Annotated in this window: 9 protein-coding genes; all 9 read left to right on the forward strand. The window is 49.7% G+C overall.

Annotation, left to right across the window (positions count from 1 at the left end; all coding sequences use genetic code 11):
• Positions 1 to 256 precede the first annotated feature (256 nt).
• The 9 genes from AC6CIF_RS22685 to AC6CIF_RS22725 all read left to right on the forward strand — a co-directional run bounded on the left by AC6CIF_RS22685 (position 257) and on the right by AC6CIF_RS22725 (position 15,503).
• The gene (locus AC6CIF_RS22685) at positions 257 to 1,669 is read left to right on the forward strand and encodes an alpha-L-fucosidase (RefSeq protein ID WP_498201638.1); all 1,413 of its coding nucleotides are present in this window, start codon (positions 257 to 259) and stop codon (positions 1,667 to 1,669) included.
• 498 nt (positions 1,670 to 2,167) lie between these two features.
• Positions 2,168 to 3,145, forward strand: a complete 978-nt coding sequence (locus AC6CIF_RS22690) for an ABC transporter permease (RefSeq protein ID WP_017691190.1) — start codon at positions 2,168 to 2,170, stop codon at positions 3,143 to 3,145.
• Between the two features lie 15 nt (positions 3,146 to 3,160).
• Positions 3,161 to 4,069, forward strand: a complete 909-nt coding sequence (locus AC6CIF_RS22695; protein ID WP_017691189.1) for a carbohydrate ABC transporter permease — start codon at positions 3,161 to 3,163, stop codon at positions 4,067 to 4,069.
• Between the two features lie 129 nt (positions 4,070 to 4,198).
• The gene (locus AC6CIF_RS22700) at positions 4,199 to 5,836 is read left to right on the forward strand and encodes a type 2 periplasmic-binding domain-containing protein (protein WP_498201639.1); all 1,638 of its coding nucleotides are present in this window, start codon (positions 4,199 to 4,201) and stop codon (positions 5,834 to 5,836) included.
• A gap of 178 nt (positions 5,837 to 6,014) precedes the next feature.
• On the forward strand, positions 6,015 to 8,234 hold the full coding sequence (locus tag AC6CIF_RS22705) for a helix-turn-helix domain-containing protein (RefSeq protein ID WP_498201640.1): 2,220 nt from the start codon (positions 6,015 to 6,017) through the stop codon (positions 8,232 to 8,234).
• A gap of 50 nt (positions 8,235 to 8,284) precedes the next feature.
• On the forward strand, positions 8,285 to 10,597 hold the full coding sequence (locus AC6CIF_RS22710; protein ID WP_498201641.1) for a glycoside hydrolase family 3 N-terminal domain-containing protein: 2,313 nt from the start codon (positions 8,285 to 8,287) through the stop codon (positions 10,595 to 10,597).
• On the forward strand, positions 10,594 to 13,725 hold the full coding sequence (locus tag AC6CIF_RS22715) for an alpha-mannosidase (RefSeq protein WP_498201642.1): 3,132 nt from the start codon (positions 10,594 to 10,596) through the stop codon (positions 13,723 to 13,725). Before AC6CIF_RS22710 ends, AC6CIF_RS22715 begins: the two co-directional genes overlap by 4 nt.
• 17 nt (positions 13,726 to 13,742) lie before the next feature.
• The gene (locus AC6CIF_RS22720; protein WP_498201643.1) at positions 13,743 to 14,618 is read left to right on the forward strand and encodes a sugar phosphate isomerase/epimerase family protein; all 876 of its coding nucleotides are present in this window, start codon (positions 13,743 to 13,745) and stop codon (positions 14,616 to 14,618) included.
• 12 nt (positions 14,619 to 14,630) lie between these two features.
• Positions 14,631 to 15,503 carry a sugar phosphate isomerase/epimerase family protein gene (locus tag AC6CIF_RS22725; RefSeq protein WP_498201645.1) on the forward strand — a complete coding sequence of 291 codons (873 nt, stop codon included), beginning with the start codon at positions 14,631 to 14,633 and terminating at the stop codon, positions 15,501 to 15,503.
• Positions 15,504 to 15,559: the final 56 nt, after the last annotated feature.

Raw genomic sequence — 15,559 nt, forward strand, 5'->3', positions numbered from 1 at the left:
GATCCTACTACACTAAAAATGACAGGATTTACGATGTCCTTCTTAGTTGAACTAAACGTTTACACGATAACGGAGAGGGCAGAAAAAATCTGAAGAAGCGGAGCGCTCGCCTTTATCCCCGGATTTCCCCTCGAGGGAAATAATCACAAAAATCTGGGGATAACAGCGATCGGAAGATTATTCTGGCAGCGCAGTGGCCGAGTGTAAACCTATGTGTTCAGCGTTTGACATTGAAATCTAGAGGAGATGAAACAGGATGAGCGAAACCAAAGAAACCGTACTGGAGCAGGAAGAGCAGATTGTCGAAGCCGGCGTGCACAATTTTAGCAAAGAGGAAGAGTGGATCAAACCGGAAGATCCATTGCTGAATGAGCGGCTGGAGTGGTTCAAGGATCAGAAGCTGGGGCTGATGATGCACTGGGGGCCGTATTCCCAGCTTGGTCTCGTGGAATCCTGGGCGCTGAGCGATGAGGACGGCGATTGGTCGCGCGATGACATCGACTGGACGGATGATATGGAAGACTTCAAACGGGAATATTTCGATCTGAACAAAACCTTCAATCCGATTCGCTTCCAGCCCGAGGAATGGGCACAGATGGCGGCAGATAACGGGTTCAAATATTTCCTGTTTACCACCAAGCACCATGACGGTTTCTGCATGTGGGATACCAAGACGACGGATTACCGGATTACGGGCAAGGACACGCCTTTTCATACCCATAAGTATGCAGACATTTGCCGAGCACTGTTTGACGCTTTTCGGGTCAAAGGACTGGGCATCTCAGCGTATTTCTCCAAAGCGGACTGGCATACCCCGTATTACTGGGCACCGGGCATGGAGCGTGGACGTCATATGTGGCGCGGGCCTTCGTATGATCCTCATAAGTATCCGTGGCTGTGGGAGAAATTCGTGGAGTTCACACATGAGCAGATCATGGAGCTGTTGACGAATTACGGGCGAATCGAATGTCTGTGGCTGGATGCCGGCTGGGTGCGCGAAGGTCGCAATGGTCAGGATATCAGGCTTGGAGAAGTTGTGGAACGGGCGCGTAAGACCACACAACCTTGGCTCCTGTCCGCAGATCGCACCGTCGGTGGACCGTATGAGAATATCGTTACCCCCGAGCAGACCATACCGGAACATCCGATGAACATTCCATGGGAGAGCTGTATTACCGTGGGGAACTCCTTTGCTTTTGGATTCGATGATCAGTATAAAACGGGAAGACAGCTGGCACATATTCTACTTGAAGTGGTGTCCAAGGGCGGTAACCTGGCGCTGAATGTAGGACCACAACCCGATGGGCGTCTGCCAAAAGGGGCAATTCGAGGCATCAAGGGCCTCGGTGAATGGTTGGGTACTCATGGAGAAGGCGTCTATGGAACCCGGATCTGCGGACCATATTTTACGAAAGATTGGGCTTTCACACAGAAAGAAGAGATCAACACCGTATATGCCTTCCGGTTATACCGAAACGAGAATGAGACGGTACAACCACAGTTAATCATTCCTTATCTGGAAAAGGTAGAGCGGATCGAACTCGTCGGTAGCGATGACGTACTTTCGTATCAGCAGACAGAAGACGGACTTCTTGTGGATCTGCCACAATCCGCTACAACCAGTGCGGCACCGATCACACACACGTTCAGATTGATCACAAGCGTATAGAGGTTATTCAAAAAGTCTCCAATTGATCACGAAGTAGACCACGAAGCTAACTCGACATCGAATCTTGCGTTCACCTTCGGAGTCCGGTGCTCATGTAGGTTTGCCTACACTCCGCTCCTCCTCCTTCAGGTTCTCGCAACCTTCTCGGTGCTGAATCGTTAACTTTTTGAACTTGCATGTAAAGAATGCCATGTCAATTCCGGGGGAGATATAACAGCCTCCGGAATTTTTTTATTCATACATAAGGGACACAATTCCCAATAGAAACGGCTCGAAATTGCTTGTCACACAAGGGTTTGTGGAATAAAGAGAAGTCGGAGAAAATTGCAAATTGATAAAAGTTTATCGGGCAATGTACTATCAAATTAAGAAAGCGCTACCTGATATGAATGTTTACATCATGTTTGTTAAACAAGGAACTAGGAACAGAAAAAAGGATGTTTAAGGGATGTAAATGTAATGTATTATTACACTTGAGGTGTAGAAGGAGTGACGCAAATGAGTCGAGCTACGGAAAGCATACCCGCCAAGATGGAACTCCAACAGAGGAAACATGTGGAGCCCAAGCGGCAGCATCCATTCATCAAAAGCCTCAAGAAACACTGGGAACTCTACCTGCTCGTGTTGCCCCCGGTATTGTATCTGTTGATCTTCAAGTACATCCCTATGGTGGGTGTCCAAATCGCCTTCAAGGACTTCAGTGTAGTCAAAGGAATCTGGGGAAGCCCGTGGGTCGGATTCAAACACTTTGAAGCCTTCTTCCAATCTCCAAACTTCTGGCTGTTAATCAAAAACACGATAGGCATCAGCTTTTATTCCTTAATTGCCGGTTTCCCCATTCCGATCCTTCTTGCGCTGGCGCTGAATGAGATTCGAACGGGTTACTTCAAGAAGACCGTGCAGATGGTCACTTACGCTCCGCATTTTATCTCAACGGTTGTTATGGTATCCATTATCATTCTGATGCTCTCCCCGCATGTCGGCGTGGTAGACAAGCTGTTCACACTGCTCGGCTTCCCGATGACGAACTTCATGGGCATACCGGAATACTTCAAATCGATCTATGTCTGGTCAGGTGTGTGGCAGGGCATGGGGTATTCATCAATTATATATATCGCAGCTCTTGCTGGTGTTGATCCATCTCTCTATGAAGCAGCAAAGATGGACGGCGCATCAAGGCTTCGGAAAATATGGCACATTGACCTCCCATCGCTCATTCCAGTCACCGTTATCATGCTGATTCTGAGTCTGGGCAGCATTATGGGCGTGGGCTTCGAGAAAATATACCTGATGCAGAATCCGCTCAACACAAGCGCTTCGGAGGTCATCTCCACGTATGTGTACAAGGTGGGTCTGATCGGAGCGAATTTCAGCTTCTCCTCGGCAGTAGGGTTCTTCAACTCCATTATCAACCTGATCCTGCTGGTTATCGTCAACGGCATATCGCGCAAAGTATCCCAGAACAGCTTGTGGTAAAGGAGGAGTTTATCCATGTTCAACCTGATTAATCGTAACCGGATCAAGGACCCACTCGGTGACCGCATTTTCATGACATTCAACTATATCTTTCTGTTCGCCATACTGCTAACGGTGTTTTACCCGCTCTTGTATATCATCAGTTCTTCGTTTAGCTCTTCACGAGCCGTGACATCCGGTCAGGTGTGGCTGTTCCCGGTAGACTTTAACATCAAGGCGTACATCTCCATTTTCAAAAGCCAACAGCTTATGCTCGGTTTTTATAACACGATCATCTACACCGTGGTGGGCACGTTCATTAACGTGGTGCTGACCGTCATGCTGGCGTATCCTTTGTCACGAAAATCGTTCTATGGACGAGGTGCCATCATCATTTTCATGATGATCACGATGTTCTTTGATGGCGGTCTGATTCCCACCTACCTCTTGATGAAGGATTTGCACCTGCTCGATACACGTTGGGCGATGTGGCTGCCCGGGGCGCTCGCAGTATTCCAGGTCATCGTGGCAAGAACTTTCTTCCAATCTTCCATTCCGGAAGAACTCGGGGAGGCCGCGGAAATGGACGGTTGCCGGGATATCCGGTATCTGATCAGCGTAGTTCTTCCCTTATCAAAGCCCATTCTGGCGGTCATGACACTTATGTATGCCGTAGGTCACTGGAATGCGTACTTTGATGCACTGATCTACCTGCGTTCCGAGAAGTTGTTCCCTCTGCAATACGTGCTTCGCAATCTGCTTATCCTCAACGCAGCTGATCCGGCGATGCTTGCCAATACCAGCCAACAGATGCGGGATCAAGGATTTGAGCAGGTGTTGAAATATGCACTGATCGTTGTTGCGAGTATCCCAATTCTAATCATGTATCCATTTGTACAGAAGCATTTTGTCAAAGGGGTCATGGTTGGTTCCCTGAAAGGTTAATCCTTGTGAGTTAAGCCCGGTTGCCTCTTGAGAGGAGGTGGAAGGAACACGCCGGCTTCCGGGATCGATTTTATAAACGTGCAGTACAAATCAATAATTTGCCGTTATGAACAAAAAGGAGGAGTCAGATTGAGAAAATCTTGGATTTCGATGTTGTTTCTGGTCTTTGCTTCGATGGCTTTGTTGTCCGCGTGCAGTTCATCCGAGGAATCGGGTGGAAGTAGCGACGGTAGCGGGGAGAGCGGCGGTCCTGTAACCATGACCCTCTTTGCTCCGCAAGGCAAAGCGTCCATGGAAGAGAATGAATTCACCCAATTTATCGAAGACAAGTTCGACGTTACCCTAAAATGGGATCTGGCCCCAACGGACGCCTTGCAGGATCGCAGACAATTGCTGCTGGCCAGTGGTGATTATCCCGAAGTGTTTCTTCACGGCAAGTTCACCACCTCAGACCTTCAAACCTATGGAAAACAAGGCGTGTTCCTTCCGCTACAGGATCTGATTAAGGAGTATGGTCCGAATCTGACCAAGATTATGGAAGAGAAACCTTACTTCAAAGAAGCCATCACAGCACCGGACGGCAATATCTATGCTTTGCCAATCTTCAATGAATGTTACCACTGCACGTATGCACAGAAATACTGGATCAACACGGAGTGGCTCGATAATTTGGGCCTGAAAATGCCAACAACAACAGATGAACTGTATACCGTTCTTAAGGCGTTTAAGACACAAGATCCAAACGGTAACGGGAAAGCGGATGAGATTCCACTTACGGGCGCACCGAACAAGTATGTATGGAATGGCAACATTGATGCCTACCTGATGAATAGCTTTATCTACAATGATAACGACAAATACCTGATCGTGAACGATGGCAAGGTGAGTTTTGCCGCCAATCAGGAAGGCTGGAAGAAGGGGCTGGAGTACATGAACAAGCTCTATGCAGATGGCCTGATTGATCCGGCTTCCTTTACACAGAACGATCAGGCAATCGGACAACTGGGCAACAAGGAAGGTGATGAAGTGGTTGGCTCCATTACGACGGCGCTGGTCAGTTATCTCGTGAATACGTATGACAAAGACATCACCCGTCACCAGCACTGGGAGATCGTTCCTCCATTGAAAGGACCAGATGGAGTGCAGACGACAGGCGCCACACAGAGTGTAGGTGAGTTTGAATTTGCCATCACGAACAAAGCGACAGAAGCACAGCAGATTGCCGCCATCAAAATTGTGGACTACATGTTCAGTGAAGAAGGTGCGCTGTACGCGGAGTATGGTCCAACCGAAGGCAAGGGCTGGAAGAAGGCAGATGCCGATGAGAAAAACATCAATGGCGAGCCTGCCAAATACAGCTACTACAACCTGCCTGAGCGTGATCCAAACGTTGTTGTGAACGAGAGCTGGTCACAGATCGGAGCACATGACTTGTCCAACACGTTCCGTAATCTGTTTGCCGAAGGACAGAATCCTTTAGAAGCAGAGGGTTATGGTACACGTCTGGCTCAAGCTACCAATGTGTATGAACCATATGCACCCAAAGAAGTGTACCCTGCGAACGTATTTATCCGTCCGGAGGATACGGAATCAGCTGCACAACTGACTACTGCGATCAAGGATTATGTGCAGACGAATATGGCACAGTTCATTATTGGCAGCAAGAGCATTGATAAGGAATGGGATTCGTATGTCAAAGGCTTCGATGGTCTTGGGCTGAATAATTACCTTGAGATCTACCAACGTGCCATTGAGAAGAATCAATAATTGTTGAAAGATTCCATATAGAGGCTGTCCCGTCTGTCACCCGTGACCGGGACAGTCTTCTCCTATGACAACCCCACGTCATCCGATATAATGTACTGAATATTTATGGAAAATTAACGATCAGCACAGGTGTTTGTCGTCATTCAGCATGAATAGTAATGGTGGGGGGATCTCGGAGATGAACAACAATTGGTTTAGACGTTTGCTGTTATCGTATCTGCCTGTTTTCTTTATTGTGACGACCATTCTATTCTTTATTTTCTTTCAAGTATTCAATGAACAGAATCGTAGAGAAGCGCTCAAGGCCAATGAATTCCTGGCCTCTCAGGTCACGCAATATCTGGACAACTCCCTGCGTTCCATCGACTTCAAGGTACTGCGTGAGATTTTGACCAACCCTAACTTGAAGAATTATTTCTCGGTATCTGGCAGCGATGATGTGTATGCCGGCATTCAGGCGGTCCAGGTGGTTGATGAATTGAAAATAGAGTATCCGCTGATTGATTCGATTTATCTGGTTCGATATGGAGATGGCACGGTCTTCAGTAACGGGAAGGCTGTTCCGATTGAAGAGTTCCCGGATGCAGACTTTATTGCAGATAGCCGGTCAAGGGATGAACAGAAGTGGGCAGGGGCACGAGCGTTCCGGGCTTTCCCTTCGCAAGCGACTGAGCAAGTGATTACGATTGTGCGAAGTGTAGGGAACGGTAAAGGACTTGTAGTCACAAACGTGGACCTGAGTACCCTGAGGAAATCCATCATGCAGATGTATGATCCGGAATTTACGTTTGTGAACATCTTCAACCGTTCAGGCGGCAATCTGTGGGATAGCAGTATGCCAGAAGGGGTTACAGCCTCCACTAAAACTACATCGGGAGAAGTCTTCTCCGAATTTACGTCGAGTTATAGCGGTTGGAAGGTACAGACAGGTCTCAACAATGGAAAAATCGTCAAATGGGCTCTGCAATTTTATAATATCTGGTTTGCTTTTGCTGCAGTGGTTGTGTTGATCGGGGTTGTGTGGGTAATCTATGTGACCCGCAGAAACTACAAGCCGATTCAGCAGATTGTCACGTTAATTCAGACCGTTTCTTCGCAGAAACAATCCGGACTGAACTATGGCAAAGAGAATGAGTTCCGATTCATCCATACAACACTGGAACGCATGATTGATCAGACGAGACAATATCAGGAGGAACATGAAGAGAATCTGATTTTGCAGAAAAAAATGTTCTTTCAGGAGTTGCTGGAGGGCACACGAGACTTTACAAGCACGGAGCTTACAGCTGAGATGATGAAGTTCAAACTGCCTGAGCTGGAGCATCGCTGGGCCGTCATGGTAGTTGAGATGGACCGGTATGATGCATTTGCGACGGAATATCATCATCAGGACCAATCCCTCCTGAAATTTGTGTTATCCAGTATTCTGCAGGAGAGTGCCCGCCATGAAGGAACGGAAGTATGGGCTGAATGGATCTCCGATCAGCGTCTGTACGCCATCCTCTGGATTCCGGACATGGAACAGGCCGAGGAAACTGAGCATCGATTGCTTGCTGGTTATCTGGACAGAATCGATCAGTATCTGAACTTCACCGTGACCATTGGTGTTGGTCGGGTTGCTGTCGATATTCGGGGGTTGAGAGCTTCATTGAAAGAAGCTGTGCACGCGCTGGAGTATAAGGCTGTACTGGGGATAAATCGCATCATTCCGTGTAGCGATGTGCCGAATTCAACCAATGATGTGTATGAGTTCCTGAAAACCATCTCGCTGCTGGTACAGGCGATGCGTTTATCGGACGATGTCTGGGAAAAGCATTTTGAAAGACTCTTTGGACAAATCAGTGAGTCCGTTCTGTCCCGTCAGGAAATTATGAATACAATCCAATTGTTATTTCAACATTACAATCGGGAATTCGCCGAACTTCCACGGGAGTATCAGGATTCGTGGGCCGCTATATTCACCCCGCTTCTCCCAAGGCTTGAGGGCTGGGAGACGTTAGACGATCTGCGTGAGCTGTGCTGGGAAGGGTTCAGAGAACTGGCGCTGCAGATGCAGACGCTGCATTGTTCCCGAAAACACAGATCGAATATTTTGGAGATTCGCAAATACATCGAAGAGCATTACAACAATCCTGATCTGTCACTGAACTACCTTAGTGATCTATTCGATATTAATCCGAAGTATCTGAGCAAGCTTTTCAAGGATGAGATTGGGGAGAAGTTTGTGGATCTGCTCATTAGTCATCGCATCGAAAAAGCCAAGCTGCTCATGCAGGAGACCGATAAGGCTATTCAGGAGATCAGTGAGGAAGTGGGATACACGAACTATAATTCCTTCAACCGGGCTTTCAAAAACGTGGTGGGTGTGGCACCAAGTGACTACCGCAAAGCCATGTGATGTAAGTGCACGCGCCTAACTAATTCCGAACGCATAAGGAGAATATGCATATGGACTATAAAGATGCTTCGCTTCCCATTCAGGAGCGGGTTCAGGATCTGATCGGACGGATGACAACGGCAGAGAAGATTGGGCAACTCATCCAGCCGATGGGCTGGAAGACGTATGATAAAACAGCTGATGGTACAGTACGGGTGACGGAAGAGTTCAAAGCGGACATGGAACAGGGCGGTGTCGGTTCTCTGTATGGTGTGCTTCGGGCCGATCCATGGACCGAAGTGACGCTGGAAACGGGGCTGACCCCACGGCAGGGAGCCGTTGCAACGAATGTCATTCAGCAGTATGCCATGGAGCATTCCCGGCTGGGCATTCCCATTTTGTTCGGAGAAGAGTGTTCCCACGGGCATATGGCGATTGGTGCGACAGTATTTCCGGTACCGTTAACGGTGGGAAGTACGTGGAATATGGAGTTGTACCGCAAGATGTGTGAAGCCATCGCTGTGGAGACCCGGAGCCAGGGGGGAGCGGCAACGTATTCCCCGGTGCTTGATGTCGTACGTGACCCGAGATGGGGACGGACGGAGGAATGTTTTGCCGAAGATCCATACCTAATCGGTGAATTTGCAGTAGAAGCCATGAAGGGACTACAGGGTGAGCGTCTCGATTCCAACCGGACGATTGTGGCGACACTTAAGCATTTTGCGGCTTATGGCAGTTCAGAGGGTGGGCGCAATGCAGCACCTGTGCATATGGGATTACGTGAATTGCATGAAATAGATCTGTTGCCGTTCAAAAAAGCAGTGGAAGCCGGGGCATGTTCCGTGATGACAGCTTATAACGAGATTGATGGCGTACCGTGCACGTCCAGTACGTATCTGCTGAATGACCTTCTGCGTGAGCAGTGGGGTTTTGATGGGTTTGTGATTACTGATTTTGGCGCTATTCAGATGCTGGTCCATGGACATAACACCGCCGAGAACGGGGAGCAGGCCGTAGCGCAGTCCCTTCAGGCAGGGGTAGACATGGAAATGTCCGGGTACATGTACCGCAAACATCTTGGTCAGGCGTTGGAGCAGGGATTGATCGAAGAGAAGGATCTGGACTTGGCTGTATGGCGGGTGCTGGAGATGAAATTCAGACTTGGTCTGTTTGAACAACCTTTCGTAGATCCTGACTTTGCAGAACAGGTTATCGGATGTGAAGACCATATTCAGCTGGCGAGAGAAGTCGCACAAGAGGGGATTGTTTTACTGAAAAATGAGGGAAATGCTCTTCCGCTTGCCAAAACAGGTACAAAGCTAGCTGTTATTGGTCCGAACGCGAACCATATCTATAACCAGCTTGGGGACTATACCTCGCCACAGCCGAGAGAACAGATTGTCACCGTACTGGATGGCATTACGCGCAAGCTTGGCGCGGATTCAGGTCAGGTGCTGTACGCACCTGGCTGCCGGATTAAAGGCGATTCCAGAGAGGGCTTTGCACAAGCGCTCGCCTGTGCGGAACAGGCGGATGCCATTGTGATGGTGATGGGCGGGTCCAGCGCCCGCGATTTTGGTGAAGGTACCATAGACTTACGGACAGGAGCATCCGTGGTGACCGATGATCCATGGAACGACATGGAGTGCGGCGAGGGCATTGACCGGGCGTCCCTGAATCTCATGGGTGTTCAATTGGAACTGGTGCAGGAGGTACATAAGCTGGGGAAACCCGTTATCGTGGTGTATATCAACGGCCGCCCCATTGCTGAACCTTGGATTGATGAGCATGTCCATGCCATTGTGGAAGCGTGGTACCCCGGACAGGAAGGTGGTAACGCGATTGCGGATATTCTGTTTGGCGATGTGAATCCATCGGGCCGCCTGACCGTCTCCATTCCCAAGCATGTTGGGCAACTTCCGGTCTACTATCATGCCAAACGCACTCGTGGCAAGCGGTATCTGGAGATGGATCTTGCGCCGCAGTATCCGTTCGGATATGGACTGAGTTATACGGATTTCAGTTACGAGAATGTAAGGGTTGTACCCGACGTAATTGGTCCAGAAGATGAGGCACAGGTGATGGTTGAAGTCACAAATATCGGAGCGGTTGCGGGAAGTGAGGTTGTGCAGTTATACATCACGGATGTGTCGGCTTCGGTCACTAGATCTGAGATGTCACTGAAAGGTTTTCGTAAGATCCATCTGGAGCCAGGGCAGACTCATACCGTTACGTTCCCTGTGCAAAAAGAACATCTCGCACTCATCGACTCTCGTCTTCAGTCTGTCGTGGAACCGGGCGAATTCAGGCTCATGGTTGGCCGCAATTCGGCTGACTGGACCGCTTGCAGTCTGCAGATCCAGAAGGTGGGGGTGGAGGTATGATTCGAATTCAGCGATTCATCGAAGATCTGAAACAGCGGCAATGGCTGGATACGATTGAGCTTCCAGCGTGGGAGATGCAGAGGGCCAGATACATTCGGCCAGGGGAATACGAGTACGAGCAGGGATATGAAAATGAAGATGAGCAGGCAGAAAAGGCCATGCAAAACTTGAATCCGCTGAACAGCGTATATGGCACGACGTATTTTCTGAGCAAAAGTGTGGAGATTCCTGCGGAATGGCAAGATCAGGCTATTGGGCTGATCTTTGAGACTGGAGGAGAAGGGCTGCTGAAGGTGAATGGCCTGCCTTATCACGGACTGGACCGGAATCACGGGTTCGTACCCCTTCCGCGAAGTCGGGTAGGGAATACGCCGAAGTTGGAGATTGAACTCTACGATCCAATTCCAGAGCCGCATGATCCACTCAACCGACAAGCTGTTATTCAGCCGCCTATTCAGGGCATTCGGGCAGCATTGGTTCATATCAATCAGCCATTGCAGAGCCTGATGTACAGCGTGACGGTACTCGCCGAGTCGCTCCGGGCATATAACGAGAAGGAGCCCAAGCGGATGGCCCTTATTCAGGCCATTCATCAGGTGATGGATGAGATGTACAATGACCCGAACCGCTGGAGTGAAGCAGCCTGGATACAGAACTTTGAACATGGATTAGTACAGTCGGTACAGCAGGAAGACCCGGAGGAATATCGAAGTGGCTTCATGCATCTGGTTGGACAATCCCACATTGATATTGCCTGGCTGTGGCCTGTACGTGAGACAGTTCGCAAGTCCAGTCGCACATTCTCGACCATGTGTACCTTGATGGATACGTACCCGGATTTTGTGTATTCCCAGAGCCAGCCGCAATTGTATGCCTTCGTGAAGGAGCATTACCCGGAGCTGTATGAGCGAGTCAAAGCCCGTGTTGCCGAGGGACGCTGGGAATTGGTTGGAGGCATGTGGGTGGAGCCGGATCTGAACATCCCGAGTGGCGAGTCGTTGGTTCGGCAGATTCTGTATGGACAGAACTTCTACCAGACGGAGTTTGGCAAACGCTCCAACATCGAGTGGCTGCCCGATACGTTTGGTTACTGTGCTTCTTTACCGCAGATGCTGAAGCTTGCGGATATTCCTTATTTTATGACCACGAAGCTGAATTGGAATGATACCAATGCGTTTCCGTATGACCTCTTTGACTGGGTAGGCATTGATGGTACTTCTGTACTGGCATATCTGAATCATGGGGTGAATGAACATACACGGCCTAAAGATGTGGATGAACATTGGCAATCATTTAAACAAAAGGATGTACACCCTGAGCAAATGTTGCTTTACGGACATGGCGATGGTGGTGGCGGCGTGACGAATGAGATGGTGGAGTTTGCAGAGCGATCCCACTTGATGGTGGGGCAGCCGATCAGCAAATTCAGCACGGCAGGCGCTTTTTTTGAAGACATATCGTTAAATCATCCAACGTTGCCAAAGTGGCACGGAGACTTGTACCTGGAGCTGCACCGCGGAACCTATACGACCCATGCGAGGAACAAACGTAGCAACCGAAAGGCAGAGGTATTGTACCGGGAAGCGGAGATCTGGGGGCAATTTGCCGGGGCTTGCGCTGCACACACGAAGAATGATCTGGATGAAGGCTGGAAGCTGATTATGCTCAACCAATTCCATGACATTATTCCGGGAACGTCGATTCCTGAAGTTTATGTAACGTCCACTGAGGAGTACACGAAGGTATTTGCACTGGGTACGTCCGCACTGAGGGAAACGCTGGATACCCTTGCGGGGAACATTGCAACAGATGAAGTGGATGGTCTTCCCTACATTGTATTTAACAGCCTCGGCTGGGAACGTGGAGAAAATATCACCATTACAGGCGATGCCCACCTCGCCGGGATGGCTGCATTTGATCGTCAAGGAAACCGTCTGGCTGTTGATCTGGTGCAAAAGGAAGACAAGTACATGCTGCTCGTGTATGTTCCATCGATTCCTGCTTTTGGGTATACAACCATATGGCTGCGCGAGGCATCGGATGTTATCCTTCCAGTAAGGGAAGAAGAATCTTTCCCTTCCACATGGGAAACCGATTTTTATACTCTTGAGTTCAATGACTTAGGAGAGATCACCAAGTGGTATGACAAAACGGCAGGACGTGACTGGCTGAAGCCCGGTGATCGGGCGAATGAGTGGCAGTTTTTCCATGACAAACCGACGTACTGGGATGCCTGGGATATCGATCCACGGTTTGAATCCCAGCGAGCAGGTGCAGTGCAGTTGATCTCCAGAGAGGTTGTACAGCGCGGGGCTACGCAAGATGTACTGCGTTTTGTCTGGAAGCTGAATCAATCCGAGATCAGCCAGGATATCATTTTGCATCGTCACCAGCGGCGTGTTGACTTCCATACAAAAGTGAACTGGAAGGAGAGTCATAAGCTGCTCAAGGTGGCCTTTCCAGTGGATCTGGTGGCAGCCAAAGCAGCCTATGAAATCCCGTTTGGAGCGTTGGAGCGTCCAACTCATAACAACACCAGCTGGGAGCAGGCGCAGTTCGAGGTCTGCGGGCATCGCTGGGCGGATATCTCGGAGGGCAACAGCGGTGTGAGTTTGCTGAATGATTGCAAGTACGGGTATGACATCAAGGATCGGACGATCCGCCTGTCTCTGCTTCGTGCTCCGAAATGGCCGGATGAACATGCCGATCAGGGCGATCATGAATTCACGTATTCGATCCTGCCCCATCAGGGCGATTGGCGACAAGCCGCCGTCGTTCGCCGGGCGATGGAGCTGAATCATCCGGTGGAGGTTGTAACAGCGAGTCCGTCTCCGGGTCACTTGCCATCTGAACACGCGTGGGTTCAGTTCCACAGTGAGCATGTCATTCTGGATGCCATCAAGGCTGCGGAAGACGGCTCGGGAACGGTACTGCGTTTCTACGAATCATCAGGAGGTCGGGAAACGGTACAAGTTGAGTGGGCTGAAAAGGAAATTAAAGCGTCCATCATTAATCTGCTGGAGGATGAGATCCATCCGTTGGTTTGTCCAAACGGAGCATTCGAACTGACATTCAAACCGTATGAGATTAAGTCGGTGAAGCTTGTTCCAGTGAATCCAAATACGTAATCCTCAGGAGGTATGACATGAAATTAACCAATAAGATCGGTGTCATCGTGGATAGCTTTGGCGTAGGCGTACGGGAAGGGTTGAACAAAGCCAAAGACGTAGGTGCAGAAGGTGTGCAGATCTATGCTGTCAAGGGAGAGATGGACCCTGAAAATTTGTCGCCTACGGCGCGCAAGGAACTGAAGAGTTACATCGATTCTTTGGGTCTTGAAATTTCAGCATTGGTCGGTGACCTGGGCGGACATGGGTTTCAGGTCAAGGAAGATAATCCGTGGAAAGTGGAGAAGTCGAAGCGGATCGTGGATCTGGCCCTCGATCTGGGCACCAACATCGTCACCACACATATCGGCATTGTTCCACATGACCCTTCATCGGAAGTCTATGCTACGCTGCACGCTGCTTGTGAGGAACTGGGCCAATACGCCAAAAGTGTTGGTGCATACTTTGCTATTGAGACAGGACCGGAAACGGCTGCTGATTTGAAAGGATTTCTAGATACGTTGTCGACCAACGGAGTATCGGTGAATTTTGACCCGGCGAATATGGTGATGGTGACCGGAGATGATCCGGCTCGGGGCGTTCATCTGCTTAAGGATTACATCGTACATACCCATGTGAAGGATGGTGTGCGGTTGAAGGAAGTCGACCCACGAGACGTATACGGAGCGGTCGGTTATGCGCCTATGGATCACGAAAAGATTGCCGAGATGGTCTCGTCCGGAACGTTCTTCCGTGAGGTGCCACTGGGCGAGGGTGGCGTTGATTTTGACGGATACTTTGCAGCGCTTCAGGAGATTGGCTACACCGGTTATCTGACGATTGAACGCGAGGTTGGTCATCAGCCGGAGCAGGATATTCGCAAGGCGGTTCAATTTATCCAACAATATCGATAGGGAGCTGAGCAGATGAAAGTGGGCCTGAGCACGTATAGTTTGTTGAACGATCTGAATTCGGGTGAGATGACGGTGCTGGATGTGATCGACTGGATTGCGGCGAACGGCGGCGAGCATATGGAGATGGTTCCTTACGGTTATACCGTGGAGGATAATCACGATCTGGCGGATGCAATTCGGGAACGGGCAGCGTCTGTGGGTATTGAACTGTCCAACTACTCGATGCCAGCCAATTTCGTGCAGGAGACGGAAGAGGCGTTTGCAGAAGAGATGACTCGGGTCAAAAGACATGTGGATGTGGTACACCGGATGGGTGTAAAACATCTGCGTCATGACGTCACGGCGTTTACCCTGCCGAAGGAGAAGATGACCATTGCCTGGTTCGAGGAACATCTGCCGCTGATGGTGCGGGGAAGCCAGATCATTGCGGACTATGCTGCGCAGTTTGGCATCACCACAACTATTGAGAATCACGGCTTCAGCGTGCAGGCGAGTGATCGGGTGCAGCGTGTTCTGCATGCTGTAGATCGTCCGAACTTCAAAACAACACTCGATATTGGCAACTTCATGTGCGTGGATGAGAATCCGATCATCGGTGTCATGAAAAATCTGCCGTACGCTTCTCTGGTCCACTTCAAAGATTTCTACTTCCGTCCTTATGATGAGCATCCGGGTGAGGGTGAATGGTTCACCACCGCCTACGGTAACTTCCTGAGAGGTGCCATCGTTGGACAAGGTGACATTCCAATTCGTAAAATTGTAAAGTTGATCAAAGACTCCGGCTATGATGGCAACATTACGGTGGAGTTCGAAGGCATGGAGGAATGCAAATCCGCATCCAAGATCGCCATGGACAACCTGCGCCGCTTCTGGGAAGAGGCGTAACGAAGCATAACGAAGCATAAAGAGGGAATGGATCAAGGGCCACTTTTCGAAGTGGC

The sequence above is a fragment of the Paenibacillus sp. GQ49 genome (assembly GCF_059759055.1).

Excerpts from the sequence above, each read along its gene's own strand:
- AC6CIF_RS22685 (WP_498201638.1), top strand. The coding sequence starts at position 257 with ATGAGCGAAACCAAAGAAACCGTACTGGAGCAGGAAGAGCAGATTGTC.
- AC6CIF_RS22690 (WP_017691190.1), top strand. The coding sequence starts at position 2,168 with ATGAGTCGAGCTACGGAAAGCATACCCGCCAAGATGGAACTCCAACAG.
- AC6CIF_RS22695 (WP_017691189.1), top strand. The coding sequence starts at position 3,161 with ATGTTCAACCTGATTAATCGTAACCGGATCAAGGACCCACTCGGTGAC.
- AC6CIF_RS22705 (WP_498201640.1), top strand. The coding sequence starts at position 6,015 with ATGAACAACAATTGGTTTAGACGTTTGCTGTTATCGTATCTGCCTGTT.
- AC6CIF_RS22710 (WP_498201641.1), top strand. The coding sequence starts at position 8,285 with ATGGACTATAAAGATGCTTCGCTTCCCATTCAGGAGCGGGTTCAGGAT.
- AC6CIF_RS22715 (WP_498201642.1), top strand. The coding sequence starts at position 10,594 with ATGATTCGAATTCAGCGATTCATCGAAGATCTGAAACAGCGGCAATGG.
- AC6CIF_RS22720 (WP_498201643.1), top strand. The coding sequence starts at position 13,743 with ATGAAATTAACCAATAAGATCGGTGTCATCGTGGATAGCTTTGGCGTA.
- AC6CIF_RS22725 (WP_498201645.1), top strand. The coding sequence starts at position 14,631 with ATGAAAGTGGGCCTGAGCACGTATAGTTTGTTGAACGATCTGAATTCG.